We start from the raw sequence: 14,733 nt of genomic DNA on the forward strand, positions 1-14,733 counted from the left end.
CACAATGTTTATCAGCGTTGTGTCGGTCAGTGGTGGCGCATTATAGGGAGCTCAGATTTTTATACAATACTTTTTTTCACATTTATCACCAACAGGCTAATACTTGTTCTTTTTGAGCAAAATTCAAACCAATATAGCCCAATTCAATAAGTTTCTTTCATTGCATACTGGTATTTTCCTCACTAAAATCTTATTAAAAGTAAATCTCAATTTTCTCATCAGAGGTATACATGTCCGAAACGCTACGCAGTTACCTTAATATTCAACCCAAAGTTGGTCAGAACGTTATGCTAGATTCGTCTAGTGTAATCATTGGTGATGTTAGACTTGCTGATGATGTCAGTATATGGCCTTTAGTTGTCATCCGTGGGGACGTTAATTATGTATCTATTGGTACACGTACTAACATTCAAGATGGCTCTATATTACATGTGACACACAAAACAACAGACAATCCTCATGGTTTCCCTTTAATTGTAGGAAATGATGTCACTATCGGGCATAAAGTTATACTTCATGGCTGCACTATCGGTAATCAAGTACTTATCGGTATGGGCTCTATTTTACTTGATGGTTCAGTGATCGAAGATAACGTTATTGTTGGAGCAGGCAGCCTAGTAGCCCCAGGCAAGATATTAGAAAGTGGGTACCTTTATATCGGCAGCCCTGCCCGTCAGGTCAGAAAACTAAAACCTGAAGAATTAAAAGGGCTGTGTTATTCAGCAAGTCACTACGTTAGCTTGAAAAATGACTATTTGCAGGAAGGTAATATGTAACGCCCCAAATGATCATCATCCTCGTTACTAATCACTAATTCGAATTCATCTTCTATATCCCAACGATTTTGTCGAAAGAGACTTAGTGGATGATGATCTTCCACCCCATAACGATATAAAAGATCCTCGGCGCTTATAACACATTGAACCAACAATCCATTTACCAGTGCGGGAAAAATAACTATCTGCTCTTGCTCTCTCCACTCTTCTCTATCTGGAAATTGAATAGATTGATTCACGAATGTAATTCCTGTTCTAATGTTAGCAATACAGGCGCAATTTCAGGCAATACGCCATGCCATAATTTAAATGAATGAGCGGCTTGTCCTACTAACATCCCTAATCCATCCGCATAACGAGAAACACCATGTTTCTTAGCAAAAGAAATGAAGGGCGTCAAATTAGCCTGGTAAAACATGTCATAACAGACACAATCTTCATTAAATATGAATGGAGATATAGTAGGAATCTCACCATTAATACCAGATGCAGTAGCATTGATAATGAGTTCAAACTCAGGATTATGAAGTGTTTTCATCTCAACAGGCCGAATATTACCTATTGACGAAAAATCATTAGCAACCTGCATAGCACGACTAAACGTGCGGTTTGTTATTGTAATTTCACAGCCAAATTCCAATAACGGAAATAAAACACCTCTGGCAGCACCACCAGCTCCAATGATTAAAATATGTTGTCCTTGAGTAATAAACCCAAGTCGTACCAAATCTGTTAATAACCCTATACCATCCGTGTTATCACCAAGCAATTGATTATTATCTAGTAATTTCAAAGTATTAACTGCACCACTAAGTCTTGCTCGTTCAGTCAATTCATTTGCTCGAATAAATGCCTGCTCTTTAAATGGCACAGTAATATTGGCTCCTATACCTCCTTGTTTAAGAAATACATCCAATGCCTCTTCAAATTTACTTATCGGCACTAGAATTTTCCCATAACGATGCTCAATACCTGTTTGTCCAGCAAATAACTGATGGATACGCGGAGATTTACTGTGCGCAACAGGATTACCAAAGACGGCAAATTGATCCATATTTATTCTTCCCCTATCCTTGACGATAAAGCTCACCAGTTAAAGCATCCCGAATTTCTGAAGGATTTTTCCGACCTCCAACATCTCCGTTTAATATAGGAAACTTATCCCCAAATTGTTGCCTAACTTCTTCTACTGTTCTGCATGGTTCAAGACCATTCAAATTTGCACTAGTCGACACTAACGGTTTACCATAAAAAGCACATAACTGCTTCACCAAAGGATGATCGCTAACTCTGACAGCCAAGGTGGTGAATTGCCCAGTCAACCATTTAGATGTACTGAATTTGGCAGGAATTACCCAAGTTACAGGCCCTGGCCAACAAGCAAACATAGTCTCTTTTTGTTCTTCTGTTAGAAGTTTATCATCAAGATATGGCTGTAATTGTTCATAATTATCTGCAATAAGAATCAATCCTTTCTGCCAAGGACGTTTCTTTAATATAAGCAGTTCATTTACCGCTTTTTCACTATCAGGATCACATCCAAGTCCAAAAACAGCTTCAGTCGGATAGGCAATCACTTTTTCTGCTTTTAATGCAGTTAATACACTCTCAAATGCAGATAATCCTTCATTGCTCATTTTATTACTCTACTTAATTACTTAATTTATTTGCTGTTTTCCACACAATTTACTGGCACAAAATAACTTTACACCTTGTGATGTACGTTTTTCAACCAGCAATGGATAAGAACAAAACATACATTTACTCGCAATTGGCTTATTATTTAATACAAACTGGCAATTAGGGTAACGGTTACACGAATGGAAAATTTTTCCAAAACGTGATTTCCTTTGGAGTAGTTGTCCTTGTTTACATTGCGGACAAGATATTAACGTCTCATCCGGCTTATCAATTAGCTCTGCATGTTCGCATTCGGGATAACGACTACAACCAATGAACATTCCATAACGTCCTTGACACAAAATCAAATTGGCTCCACACGCCGGACATAGCTGCCCTTCAAGTTCTTTTACCACATGACCATCACTTTGCCCTTTTAATGGACGAATATATTGACATGATGGATAACCAGAACATCCAAGAAATGGTCCATGGATACCATTACGTATAACCAATACAGAACCACATTCAGGGCAATATTCAGTTTCATTAGTAGAGAAAGGAACCATTTTTGCCATACTATTTTCACTCAAAAAATTATTCTCATATGACGTTGAACAGGACAGGACTCTGGAAATTCAGTTAATTTAACTCACGCGTACATAACCACCAGCAACCACAGCCACCTTACCCAGTAGTTCCAGCTCAAGGAGCTTTGTCATTACCTCAGTTATAGGTAATGAAGAACGCTGAGCAATAATATCAACAGGCGTTATTTCAGCTCCTACGTTAACTAGCACATCCGTAAATGGCAACTCAGTTTGCTCAAACTGCGGTTTTACTTCTTCACCCGTTCTTTCCATATTCAACCATTGTAGTGAACTGTAAACATGTTCCACAATATCCATTGTGTTTGTAGCTAAATATGCACCTTGCTTTATTAACCAATGATTCCCTTCGCTCACTGAATTTCCCAAAAGCCCTGGTAATGCAAATACATCTCTTCCTTGTTCTAGGGCACAACGAGCGGTAATTAACGAGCCACTATTTTGACCCGCTTCTACAACAATCACTGCTGAGCTTAATCCACTTATAATCCGATTTCTTTTAGGAAAATTTTTTGCACGCGGCGGCATATCCGGAAAAAACTCAGAAACAAGAGCACCATTCTCCTCAATTTGCTTTGCTAATGATCCGTGTCTATGAGGATAAATCTGCCCAAGCCCACTACCTAATACAGCTACTGTTTCTCCTCCACTATCCAATGCAGCTCGGTGACAAATACCATCAATACCAATAGCTAAACCACTAGTAATAACTAACTCATATCCAACCAGTTCACTTGCAAAAATTCTTCCCCATTTCTCACCATAATAGCTTGCTGTCCTGCTCCCTACCATCGCCACCTGCTTCTTTAAAAGGGTATTTGGTTTTCCTGACACAAAAAGCACAAGCGGAGGGGTATGTATCTGCTTTAATAGAGGTGGATACGAAGGGTGAGAATATGTCAATAAATGGTGCTCTGGTTGTTCCAGCCACTTAAGGCATGAGGCGAGTAAGGTTTTATTTACTTTAGTAAATTGCAGAGATTGTGCTGACGATAATCCACTATCTTTCAGCACAGCGAGATAACGATTCCCGGAATGTAATAATTTTTCTGCAACATTTGCTGCTCTCTCTGTTGCCAAATGAGAAACCATCTTCATTCGCAACCATACTTCCATAGCTTCCATGTTGTCATCCTAGCTAAGATTGACGGACAAAACTAAACTGCTCAATTAGCAATCGATACTGTCAATCTAAACGGGAAATGTCTAGAATAGACATAGAATACCATTAACATTTTGGACGCAGATCTAAACATATATGTCAGTATTACAAGTATTACATTACCCAGACGAGCGGCTTCGCACTATTGCAACGCCAGTTGAAACAGTTGATGCAGAGATTCGACGTATCATTGATGATATGTTTGAAACTATGTATGCAGAAGAAGGCATTGGTTTGGCCGCAACACAAGTTGATATTCATCAGCGTATTGTTGTTATTGACGTATCAGAAACACGTAATGAGCGTCTCGTTCTTATCAACCCAGAATTACTGGAAAAAAGTGGCGAAACTGGGATAGAAGAGGGCTGTTTGTCTATTCCTGAGCAACGAGCACTGGTGCCACGAGCCGAAAAAGTCAAAATCAAAGCCCTAGATTACAATGGCCAACCATTTGAATTACAAGCTGATGGCCTGCTAGCAATTTGTATTCAGCACGAAATGGACCATTTAATTGGTAAACTTTTTGTGGATTACTTATCTCCACTGAAACGCCAACGTATACGCCAGAAAGTAGAAAAACTGGACAAACAAAAAAACCGAACCAAGTAAATTAATTAATACAGGAAATAAACGTGTCTGATTCTTTACGTATTGTTTTTGCCGGAACACCTGATTTTGCAGCACGCCATTTAGAGGCTTTGTTAATGTCTAAGCATGAGGTGGTTGGCGTTCTAACTCAACCAGATAGACCGGCAGGAAGAGGTAAAAAACTGACACCCAGTCCTGTAAAGGTACTGGCAGAGGAACGTAACATCACCGTTTTTCAGCCAGCTACTTTACGCTCAGAAGAAAACCAACAATGGATTCTAAAACAACAGCCTGATGTTCTCATAGTTGTTGCCTATGGATTGATCCTTCCTAAGGCTGTTTTAAATATTCCAAGATTAGGCTGCCTAAACGTACATGGCTCCCTATTACCACGTTGGCGAGGTGCAGCCCCCATTCAACGCTCGCTCTGGGCTGGCGATACAGAAACAGGCGTAACGATCATGCAAATGGATATAGGTCTTGATACTGGCAACATACTATATAAAGCAAGCTGCCCTATTACACCTGAGGATACCAGCGCCAGTTTATACGAAAAACTGGCCAACATTGGGCCAAATGCGTTACTCGAAACATTATCGTTAATAACATCGGGTAAAAATCAACCTGAAATTCAAAACGAAAATTTAGTTACCTACGCTGAAAAACTAAGCAAAGAAGAAGCCCGTATAGATTGGGAACTATCTGCAACCCACCTCGAACGCTGTATTCGTGCATTTAATCCCTGGCCCATGAGCTTTTTCGAGATGGAAGGGCAACCTGTTAAAGTTTGGAAAGCAGAAGCCATTGAAGAACAAACTTCTGCAGAACCAGGAACTGTATTAAAAGCAGACAAAAAAGGTATTTATATTGCCACTGCTGATGGAATTCTGAACATTACTCAATTACAGCCTGCTGGTAAAAAAGCAATGTCAGCAGCAAATCTACTTAACTCTAAACGTGAATGGTTTACACCAGGCAATAAAATCAATTAAATACTATTTTATGCTGTAAGCATTCTCACAAATTTTCTCTTAATGCTGGCTTGTGTCAGCTTTTTTTAACTATGAAAAACACATATAATCTACGAAGTGTTGCCGCAAAAGCAATCAATCAAGTTCTGGACCAAGGACAGTCTCTGAGTACAGTCTTACCCAAACTGCAACAAAATATAACCGATAAAGATAAACCCTTGTTACAGGAATTATCTTTCGGAGTATTACGCGTATTACCACAACTAGAGTGGATAATAGGTCAACTAATGGCAAAACCATTAAAAGGTAAACAACGTATTCTTCATTACCTGCTTATGGTTGGAATATACCAACTTGCCTATACTCGCATCCCAGCCCATGCAGCACTTGCTGAAACAGTAAATGGGGCCGTAACGCTGAAGTATCCTCAATTAAAAGGGTTAATTAACGGCGTTCTTCGCCAATTTCAGAGACAACAGCTACAGTTAATGGAATGTGTACAAAATAATCCCAGCCATCACTTACACCCAGTATGGCTATTAACTCGAATCCAAAAAGCCTATCCACAACAATGGCAACAATTTATTAATGCTAATAATAAAAAACCACCTATGTGGTTAAGAGTTAATCGTATATATCATAGTCGGGATGAATATCTCGCTCTTCTTCATAAATCGGGAATTGATGCGGAACCAACGCCCAAATCACCTTATGCTATCCGCATAATTTCCCCTTGTCCTGTAACAATATTACCTGGATTTGACAAAGGTTGGGTCACTGTCCAAGATGTATCCGCACAAGAGTGTGTCGAGTTACTAAAACCCACTAATGGAGAGAAAATTCTCGATCTTTGTGCAGCACCTGGAGGGAAAACAACACATATCCTCGAAGTAGCACCAGAATCTCAAGTATTAGCGGTGGATATTGATGAGCAAAGAATCAAACGAGTAAAAGAAAATCTCCAACGCCTTAATTGCCACGCTACAGTAAAAACCGGTGATGGACGCCACCCTGAACAATGGGCAGAAAATCAGCAATTCGACCGCATTCTTTTAGATGCCCCGTGTTCAGCAACAGGAGTAATCCGTCGCCATCCTGATATCAAATGGTTACGCCGCGAGGAAGATATTACTCAATTAGTTCAATTACAATCTGAGATTCTTGATGCAATCTGGCCATACTTAAAGAAAGGCGGAACGCTAGTATATGCAACCTGTTCTATTCTACCAGATGAAAATAGCCAGCAAATCAGCTCGTTTTTAAAACGCCACCCAGACGCAAAATTAACGGGAGCAGAAGCAAATGATTGTCCGGGAAAACAAATAATACCTGAGTTAAATGGTGGCGATGGTTTCTTTTACGCTCGATTAATTAAACAGTAATATATCTTTGCAATTCATAGAGATAGTTATTTGTTTTCAATAAATTAGAGAATACTATGAAAATAATTATTCTTGGTGCAGGTCAAGTTGGCGGTACATTAGCTGAAAATCTGGTAGGTGAGAATAATGATATCACTATAGTCGATACTGATCCTAACCGTTTACACCAACTACAAGATAAATTCGATCTCAGAGTAGTCAATGGTCATGGCTCTTACCCCAGGGTATTAAGAGAAGCTGGTGCTGAAGATGCTGATATGTTAGTTGCTGTAACTAATTCTGACGAAACTAACATGATTGCATGCCAAATTGCTTATTCTTTATTCAATACACCAAATAAAGTTGCGCGAATACGCGCAGCAGAATATATCTGCGAAGCAGATAAACTTTTTCTCCCTAATGATATTCCTATTGACTATCTTATTTCACCAGAACAACTTGTCATAGACTATATTTACAAGCTAATTCAATATCCTGGTGCCTTACAAGTTGTTAACTTTGCCGAAGGCCGAGTAAGTATTGTTGCGGTAAAAGCTTATTATGGAGGCTCACTTGTAGGAAATGCACTTTCCTCACTTCGTGAGCACATGCCACACATTAATACCAGAGTTGCTGCAATATTCCGTCAGGATAGACCAATAAGACCACAAGGTTCTACAATTATTGAAGCCGGTGACGAAGTTTTCTTTGTCGCTGCATCACAACATATTCGTGCTGTAATGAGTGAGCTTCAACGTTTAGAAAAGCCCTACAAGCGTATTATGATCGTAGGTGGTGGTAATGTGGGTGCCGGCCTTGCACTACGTCTCGAAAAAGATTACAGGGTTAAATTAATCGAACGAAATCAACAAAGAGCTACAGAACTAGCTGAATTATTGCATGACACCATTGTTTTCTATGGAGATGCCTCCGATCAAGAGTTATTAGCTGAAGAACATGTAGAACAAGTAGATGTATTTATTGCTCTAACCAACGATGACGAAGCAAATATCATGTCTGCAATGCTTGCCAAACGCATGGGGGCCAAAAAAGCCATGGTTCTCATCCAACGTAGTGCATATGTCGATTTAGTTCAAGGCGGTGTCATTGATATTGCAATCTCTCCACAACAAGCGACAATATCCGCGCTACTAGGTCATGTCCGCAAAGCGGATATCGTAAGCGTTTCCTCATTGCGTCGCGGAGTGGCCGAAGCTATCGAAGCGATTGCTCATGGAGATGAAAACACATCAAAGGTTGTTGGTCGAGCTGTAGGCGATATTAAATTACCACCAGGCACTACAATTGGTGCAATAGCACGCGGTGAGGAAGTCATTATTGCTAATGATTACAGCGTGATCGAACAAGGAGATCATGTAATTATGTTTATTACAGATAAGAAATTTGTCCCCGAAGTAGAGAAGTTATTCCAACCGAGTCCTTTTTTCCTTTAAAAAACCAAAGAAATAGTCATGTACCAGTCATATAATTCGAACACAATAACTGATACAACTTGGCCTATTTTAATTAGAAGAATATGATAAAACTTTTAAGTTATTTTACAGATTTACTATGAAAAGTAATTTTGTCAATTTAGCTGCTGACGTCAGCATCGATTACTGAAACAAGATCACTATTAGAAACCAGTAGCTTACTGGAAAATAGGAAATTAACCTATTAAACTAAAAGACCAGTAGTAAAGAATCTAATAACCCCTTACCACTGGTCTCCCAGTTACTTGCTTTACTATGTTTTTCTTTCCTCTGGTAACTTCCTTTCCCCTTCTTATTTTTTTCAACTCGCTGTTTAAATAGTGGATCACGTAATAAAGCTTCTAGAGCATTGTCCTTTATTACACCTTTTTTATGGTGATATATAATCATCATATGCCTCTATAATATTAATTTATCTGAAAACATAACAATTGTACTCTCTGGATTTTCAATAATAAAGAAAAATTACTTATTTCTTATTTCTTATTTAAAGCACCTTGTTCTAACGTTTCAAGAATAGAACAATAAGTACTTATATGAGAGCTACCACAGCAAGCATCACTTAACATCTTAAGTGAATCACGCATTTTTCGCATTTCAAGAAGTTTTTCCTCCACTTCCATTAACCTAGCATCTACAATTTGCTTCGACTCTTCACAAGTATGATGTGCTGGATCTACACGGATAGACAATAATTCTGTAATAGCCTCCAATGTAAACCCCAATTGCTTAGCATAACGTATAAACCGAAGGCGCTGTAGATCTTGCTCTGTATAAAGTCTATATCCTCCTTCTGTACGGTTCTGATGTTCCATCATTCCTTGTTTTTCATAGAAACGCACAGTATCAGGAGTTACATTCGCTAATTTAGCCAGTTGGCCAATACGATACATCTTTATATCTCCTACAATAGATCACATTACTTAAGATATCAGCATAGCAGGATGAAAAGAAATAAGTTAGAGATTCATTATATACAAACGTAAAAAAACCGGGATAAACCCGGTTCTTTTATATGCCCCTACAGATTACTCCGCAGTCGCAACTTCTGTTTGAAGCTCAGCGGCACGGTCAACAAGCTCGATGTATGCCATCGGAGCATTGTCACCAGCACGGAAGCCACACTTAAGAATACGAGTGTAACCACCTGCGCGGCTCGCAAAACGCGGGCCCAGCTCATTAAACAGTTTTGCCACGATTTCGTTATCACGAGTACGGGCGAATGCCAGACGACGATTAGCTACGCTGTCGATCTTGGCAAGAGTAATCAGCGGCTCAACGACGCGACGCAGTTCTTTCGCTTTAGGCAGAGTCGTCTTGATGATTTCATGACGAACCAAAGAACCTGCCATGTTGCGGAACATAGCTTGGCGATGGCTGCTGTTACGGTTCAATTGACGACCACTCTTACGATGGCGCATGACCTTATCCTTCTCAGTAAAACCTTAACCTGTGATCTAGTTATTCATCAGCAATACTTGCTGGCGGCCAGTTTTCCAAGCGCATGCCCAGAGATAAGCCACGTGAAGCCAGTACGTCTTTGATCTCTGTAAGAGATTTTTTACCCAGGTTAGGTGTCTTAAGTAACTCAACCTCGGTACGCTGTACCAAATCACCGATGTAGTGGATAGCTTCTGCCTTAAGACAGTTAGCAGAGCGGACAGTCAATTCCAGATCGTCAACAGGGCGCAGCAGGATCGGATCAAACTCTGGCTTCTCTTCTTTTACTTCTGGCTGACGTACATCACGTAAATCAACAAAAGCTTCTAGCTGTTCAGCCAAAATAGTAGCTGCACGGCGAATCGCCTCTTCAGGATCGATTGTACCGTTAGTTTCCATCTCGATAACCAACTTGTCCAAATCGGTACGTTGTTCTACACGCGCTGCTTCAACATTGTAGGCAATACGCTCTACTGGGCTATAACAAGCGTCTACTAACAAACGACCAATAGGGCGCTCATCTTCTTCCGAATGAATCCGGGCAGAAGCCGGCACATAACCTCGACCACGCTGAACTTTAATGCGCATGCTTATAGAAGCAGTTTCGTCAGTCAGGTGGCAGATTACATGCTGCGGCTTGACGATTTCGACATCTCCGTCGTGGATAATGTCGGCTGCAGTCACAGGGCCAATGCCAGACTTATTCAAGGTAAGAATAACTTCATCTTTTCCCTGAACTCTTACCGCCAGCCCTTTCAGGTTGAGGAGAATCTCCAGGATATCTTCCTGTACACCTTCTTTGGTGCTGTACTCATGCAGTACACCATCAATCTCAACCTCAGTCACCGCACAACCCGGCATAGACGAAAGCAGAATACGGCGCAGTGCGTTACCTAGAGTATGGCCAAAGCCACGCTCTAATGGCTCAAGGGTCACCTTGGCGTGCGTCGAACTGACTTGCTCGATATCAACCAGGCGCGGTTTTAGAAACTCTGTCACAGAACCCTGCATTGTGTCCTCTCTTTGGTGCTAAGCTTTACTTAGAGTAAAGCTCGACGATCAGGTGTTCGTTGATGTCAGCAGACAGATCAGCACGTTCTGGAATACGTTTGAACACACCTTCCATCTTCACAGCATCAACCTCCAACCAAGTTGGTTTCTCACGCTGCTCAGCCAGCTCTAAAGCCGCCTTGATACGAGACTGCTTTTTCGATTTTTCGCGAACGCTGACTACGTCATTCGGGGATACCTGATAAGAAGCGATGTTAACAACGCGGCCATTTACCATGATAGCCTTATGGCTTACCATTTGGCGTGACTCAGCGCGAGTCGCCCCGAAACCCATACGGTAAACAACGTTGTCCAGACGACCTTCCAGCAAACTCAGCAGGTTCTCACCTGTGTTGCCTTTCAGACGAGTTGCTTCTTTATAGTAGTTACGGAATTGACGTTCCAGAACACCGTAAATACGACGAACTTTTTGTTTTTCACGTAACTGCACACCGTAGTCAGACAGACGCGGTTTACGTGCGCCATGCTGCCCAGGTGCTTGTTCTAATTTACACTTGGTGTCAATCGCGCGAACGCCAGACTTCAGGAATAGATCTGTACCCTCGCGACGGCTCAGCTTGAGCTTAGGACCCAAATATCTTGCCATTTTCTTTCTCCAATCGAACCTAAAAAGTAAACGCTATTAAACGCGACGTTTTTTAGGTGGACGACAACCGTTATGAGGGATCGGAGTCACATCAGTAATGTTAGTAATGCGGAAACCTGCCGCATTTAACGCTCGAATAGTTGACTCGCGGCCAGGACCAGGTCCCTTAACCATAACTTCCAGGTTCTTAATTCCGTATTCTTTCACTGCTTCGGCGCAACGCTCTGCTGCAACCTGAGCGGCAAACGGAGTAGATTTACGAGAACCACGGAAACCGGAACCACCGGCAGTTGCCCAACCCAGAGCGTTACCCTGACGGTCAGTAATGGTCACGATTGTGTTATTGAAAGAAGCATGGATATGAGCCACACCATCAGAGACTTGCTTTCTTACACGCTTACGTGCACGAATAGGTGCTTTTGCCATTATACAATACCCCGATTATTTCTTGATCGGCTTACGTGGACCCTTACGGGTACGTGCATTGGTCTTAGTACGCTGGCCGCGAACAGGTAGACCACGACGGTGACGTAAACCACGATAAGTACCAAGATCCATCAGACGTTTGATGCTCAGGGTTACTTCACGACGCAAATCGCCTTCTACAACGTATCTAGCAACTTCGTCACGCAGCTTATCAATTTGCTCTTCAGACAGCTCACTGATCTTAACATGTTCAGCAATACCCGCCGCAGCACAAATAGCTTGGGAGCGAGTTTTACCAATTCCGTAAATCGATGTTAAAGCGATCACGGTATGCTTCTGATCAGGAATGTTAATGCCTGCTATACGGGCCACTATGCACTCCTAAGTTATTTATTTACCGCAACACCATTCTGAAAAGCCCGTTTTCAGGATACTCAAACAGTGTTGCTGTGATATAAAAAAGATTGGCTGGCTAATTTAGCCAGCTCAAACCGACTTTGCAAGAAAAATATGCTATTTTATTAGCCTTGGCGTTGTTTATGCTTAGGCTCTGCACTACAAATCACACGAACGACACCGTTACGCTTAACGATTTTGCAGTTGCGACATAATTTCTTGACGGAAGCACGAACTTTCATTTTTACTCTCCGTAACTTCTCAAGCAAACCAATTAACGGTTATAACCTTTAAGATTTGCCTTCTTCAATGCAGACTCATACTGACTTGACATCATCAGAGTTTGCACTTGAGCCATAAAGTCCATGATGACTACAACTACGATAAGTAGCGAAGTACCACCAAAATAAAATGGCACCTTCATCGCATCACGCATGAACTCCGGGATTAAGCAGATAAAAGTAATATACATCGCACCAACTAAAGTTAGGCGCGTCATTACTTTATCAATGTACTTGGCTGTTTGCTCTCCCGGACGAATTCCTGGTACAAATGCACCGGACTTCTTCAGGTTATCTGCTGTTTCTCTCGGGTTGAAAACCAACGCGGTATAGAAAAAACAGAAGAAGATGATTGCAGACGCGTAGAGTAACACATAAAGAGGTTGCCCAGGCTGCAAGTACATTGAAACAGTAGTCAGCCAGTTCCAACCAGTTCCTCCCCCGAACCAAGAAGCTATGGTACCAGGGAACAGAATAATGCTGGAAGCAAAAATTGCAGGGATAACCCCAGCCATGTTCACTTTCAACGGTAAATGTGTGCTCTGTGCAGCATAAACTCGGCGACCTTGTTGACGTTTCGCATAGTTAACAACGATACGTCGTTGGCCACGCTCCATGAAAACAACGAAGAAAGTTACTGCAAACACTAACACTGCAACCAACAGCAACAGGAGGAAGTGCAGATCGCCTTGCCGAGCTTGCTCGATGGTATGGCCAATGGCCGGCGGCAAACCCGCAACAATACCAGCAAAGATTATGATAGAGATACCGTTTCCAATACCACGCTCAGTAATCTGCTCACCCAACCACATTAGGAACATAGTCCCAGTAACCAGGCTCACAACAGCCGTGAAGTAGAAAGCAAATCCTGGATTGATCACCAGTCCTTGCATTCCTGGCATATTTGGCAAACCAGTAGCAATACCGATTGACTGGAATATAGCCAGCACTAAAGTACCATAGCGAGTATACTGGCTAATCTTACGACGACCAGCTTCCCCTTCCTTCTTAATCTCCGCCAACGTTGGATGAACCACCGTCAACAACTGAATAATAATAGACGCAGAAATATACGGCATTATCCCCAGTGCAAAGATAGAAGCACGACTTAAAGCACCACCAGAGAACATGTTAAACATTTCAATGATGGTGCCCCTTTGCTGTTCGAGCAATTTGGCAAGCACAGTGGCATCAATACCAGGGATAGGAATAAAAGAACCAATGCGGAAAACAATTAACGCGCCAATAACAAACAACAGCCTACGTTTCAGCTCGCCTAGTCCACCTTTAGCACTTTGAAAATCTAATCCTGGTTGTTTAGCCATCTGTTACTTATTCCTCAATTTTACCGCCAGCAGCTTCAATTGCAGCACGAGCGCCTTTAGTAACACGAAGGCCACGCACAGTTACTACACGATTGATTTCACCAGAAAGAATAACTTTCGCGAATTCAATTTGAGTGCCAACAATATTAGCGGCTTTCAATGCGTTCAGATCAATAATATCGCCTTCAACGGCAGCAAAATCAGATAAACGAACTTCTGCTGTAACCATCGCCTTACGTGAAGTAAAACCAAATTTTGGCAAACGACGGTACAAAGGCATCTGACCACCTTCAAAACCACGGCGTACGCCACCACCAGAACGAGACTTCTGGCCTTTGTGACCACGGCCACCGGTTTTACCCAAGCCAGAACCAATACCACGACCTACACGTTTAGGCGCATGCTTGGAACCTTCAGCCGGAGACAGAGTATTTAAGCGCATCTGTTACTCCTCAACTTTAACCATATAGGAAACCAAGTTGATCATACCACGTATAGCAGGAGTATCTTCACGCTCTACTGTATGACCGATACGGCGCAGACCTAAACCAACCAAAGTTGCCTTATGCTTAGGCAGACGGCCGATTGAACTGCGAATCTGTGTTATTTTAATAGTCTTAGCCATGGTC

21 protein-coding genes are annotated in these 14,733 nt (G+C 41.6%); 5 read left to right on the top strand and 16 right to left on the bottom strand.

Annotation, left to right across the window (positions count from 1 at the left end; genetic code table 11):
- Positions 1–230: 230 nt before the first annotated feature.
- Positions 231–776 carry a gamma carbonic anhydrase family protein gene (locus BA1DRAFT_RS17670; protein ID WP_036781849.1) on the top strand — a complete coding sequence of 182 codons (546 nt, stop codon included), beginning with the start codon at positions 231–233 and terminating at the stop codon, positions 774–776.
- Here the strand turns inward: BA1DRAFT_RS17670 and BA1DRAFT_RS17675 are convergent.
- From BA1DRAFT_RS17675 to dprA, 5 genes are all read right to left on the bottom strand, one after another.
- A complete protein-coding gene (locus BA1DRAFT_RS17675) occupies positions 752–1,015 on the bottom strand; it encodes a DUF1488 family protein (protein ID WP_036781851.1) in 264 nt (87 codons plus the stop codon). The genes BA1DRAFT_RS17670 and BA1DRAFT_RS17675 overlap by 25 nt on opposite strands.
- Entirely contained in the window at positions 1,012–1,830 is an 819-nt protein-coding gene (aroE, locus tag BA1DRAFT_RS17680; protein WP_036781853.1) for a shikimate dehydrogenase, read from the bottom strand. The genes BA1DRAFT_RS17675 and aroE overlap by 4 nt, the downstream gene beginning before the upstream one ends.
- Positions 1,831–1,843: 13 nt before the next feature.
- The gene (tsaC, locus tag BA1DRAFT_RS17685; RefSeq protein WP_036781855.1) at positions 1,844–2,413 is read right to left on the bottom strand and encodes an L-threonylcarbamoyladenylate synthase type 1 TsaC; all 570 of its coding nucleotides are present in this window, start codon (positions 2,411–2,413) and stop codon (positions 1,844–1,846) included.
- Positions 2,414–2,434: 21 nt separating this feature from the next.
- Entirely contained in the window at positions 2,435–2,974 is a 540-nt protein-coding gene (locus tag BA1DRAFT_RS17690; protein ID WP_036781857.1) for a DNA topoisomerase family protein, read from the bottom strand.
- Between the two features lie 69 nt (positions 2,975–3,043).
- Positions 3,044–4,129, bottom strand: a complete 1,086-nt coding sequence (gene dprA / locus BA1DRAFT_RS17695; protein ID WP_036781859.1) for a DNA-protecting protein DprA — start codon at positions 4,127–4,129, stop codon at positions 3,044–3,046.
- A gap of 133 nt (positions 4,130–4,262) precedes the next feature.
- Here dprA and def point away from each other — a divergent pair, with 133 nt between their 5' ends.
- The 4 genes from def to trkA all read left to right on the top strand — a co-directional run bounded on the left by def (position 4,263) and on the right by trkA (position 8,540).
- Positions 4,263–4,775 carry a peptide deformylase gene (gene def, locus BA1DRAFT_RS17700; protein ID WP_036781861.1) on the top strand — a complete coding sequence of 171 codons (513 nt, stop codon included), beginning with the start codon at positions 4,263–4,265 and terminating at the stop codon, positions 4,773–4,775.
- A 23-nt stretch (positions 4,776–4,798) separates the two neighbouring features.
- Positions 4,799–5,746 carry a methionyl-tRNA formyltransferase gene (fmt, locus tag BA1DRAFT_RS17705; protein WP_036781863.1) on the top strand — a complete coding sequence of 316 codons (948 nt, stop codon included), beginning with the start codon at positions 4,799–4,801 and terminating at the stop codon, positions 5,744–5,746.
- A 71-nt stretch (positions 5,747–5,817) separates the two neighbouring features.
- On the top strand, positions 5,818–7,107 hold the full coding sequence (gene rsmB, locus BA1DRAFT_RS17710; RefSeq protein WP_036781865.1) for a 16S rRNA (cytosine(967)-C(5))-methyltransferase RsmB: 1,290 nt from the start codon (positions 5,818–5,820) through the stop codon (positions 7,105–7,107).
- Between the two features lie 56 nt (positions 7,108–7,163).
- Positions 7,164–8,540: a Trk system potassium transporter TrkA gene (gene trkA, locus BA1DRAFT_RS17715; RefSeq protein ID WP_036781867.1), complete on the top strand. Its 1,377-nt coding sequence runs from the start codon at positions 7,164–7,166 to the stop codon at positions 8,538–8,540.
- A 228-nt stretch (positions 8,541–8,768) separates the two neighbouring features.
- Here the strand turns inward: trkA and BA1DRAFT_RS17720 are convergent, their stop codons facing one another.
- The 11 genes from BA1DRAFT_RS17720 to rpmD form a co-directional block, all read right to left on the bottom strand.
- Positions 8,769–8,969 (bottom strand): alternative ribosome-rescue factor A, encoded by a 201-nt coding sequence (locus BA1DRAFT_RS17720; RefSeq protein WP_036781869.1) that lies wholly within the window; start codon positions 8,967–8,969, stop codon positions 8,769–8,771.
- Between the two features lie 86 nt (positions 8,970–9,055).
- Positions 9,056–9,472: a Zn(2+)-responsive transcriptional regulator gene (zntR, locus tag BA1DRAFT_RS17725; protein WP_036781871.1), complete on the bottom strand. Its 417-nt coding sequence runs from the start codon at positions 9,470–9,472 to the stop codon at positions 9,056–9,058.
- 135 nt (positions 9,473–9,607) lie between these two features.
- Entirely contained in the window at positions 9,608–10,000 is a 393-nt protein-coding gene (gene rplQ / locus BA1DRAFT_RS17730) for a 50S ribosomal protein L17 (RefSeq protein ID WP_036781873.1), read from the bottom strand.
- A 40-nt stretch (positions 10,001–10,040) separates the two neighbouring features.
- Positions 10,041–11,030, bottom strand: a complete 990-nt coding sequence (locus BA1DRAFT_RS17735) for a DNA-directed RNA polymerase subunit alpha (RefSeq protein ID WP_011148772.1) — start codon at positions 11,028–11,030, stop codon at positions 10,041–10,043.
- Between the two features lie 25 nt (positions 11,031–11,055).
- Positions 11,056–11,676, bottom strand: coding sequence for a 30S ribosomal protein S4 (gene rpsD / locus BA1DRAFT_RS17740; RefSeq protein WP_011148773.1), 621 nt, complete (start codon positions 11,674–11,676; stop codon positions 11,056–11,058).
- A 36-nt stretch (positions 11,677–11,712) separates the two neighbouring features.
- Positions 11,713–12,102, bottom strand: a complete 390-nt coding sequence (gene rpsK / locus BA1DRAFT_RS17745) for a 30S ribosomal protein S11 (RefSeq protein ID WP_002919257.1) — start codon at positions 12,100–12,102, stop codon at positions 11,713–11,715.
- Positions 12,103–12,117: 15 nt separating this feature from the next.
- Entirely contained in the window at positions 12,118–12,474 is a 357-nt protein-coding gene (gene rpsM / locus BA1DRAFT_RS17750; protein ID WP_036781875.1) for a 30S ribosomal protein S13, read from the bottom strand.
- 149 nt (positions 12,475–12,623) lie between these two features.
- Positions 12,624–12,740 (bottom strand): 50S ribosomal protein L36, encoded by a 117-nt coding sequence (rpmJ, locus tag BA1DRAFT_RS22290; protein WP_002227352.1) that lies wholly within the window; start codon positions 12,738–12,740, stop codon positions 12,624–12,626.
- 32 nt (positions 12,741–12,772) lie between these two features.
- Positions 12,773–14,104: a preprotein translocase subunit SecY gene (secY, locus tag BA1DRAFT_RS17755; protein WP_036781877.1), complete on the bottom strand. Its 1,332-nt coding sequence runs from the start codon at positions 14,102–14,104 to the stop codon at positions 12,773–12,775.
- A 7-nt stretch (positions 14,105–14,111) separates the two neighbouring features.
- The gene (gene rplO / locus BA1DRAFT_RS17760) at positions 14,112–14,546 is read right to left on the bottom strand and encodes a 50S ribosomal protein L15 (RefSeq protein ID WP_036781879.1); all 435 of its coding nucleotides are present in this window, start codon (positions 14,544–14,546) and stop codon (positions 14,112–14,114) included.
- A gap of 3 nt (positions 14,547–14,549) precedes the next feature.
- The gene (gene rpmD, locus BA1DRAFT_RS17765; RefSeq protein WP_036781914.1) at positions 14,550–14,729 is read right to left on the bottom strand and encodes a 50S ribosomal protein L30; all 180 of its coding nucleotides are present in this window, start codon (positions 14,727–14,729) and stop codon (positions 14,550–14,552) included.
- Positions 14,730–14,733 lie beyond the last annotated feature (4 nt).

Source organism: Photorhabdus aegyptia (assembly GCF_000612035.1).
Lineage (GTDB): Bacteria > Pseudomonadota > Gammaproteobacteria > Enterobacterales > Enterobacteriaceae > Photorhabdus > Photorhabdus akhurstii.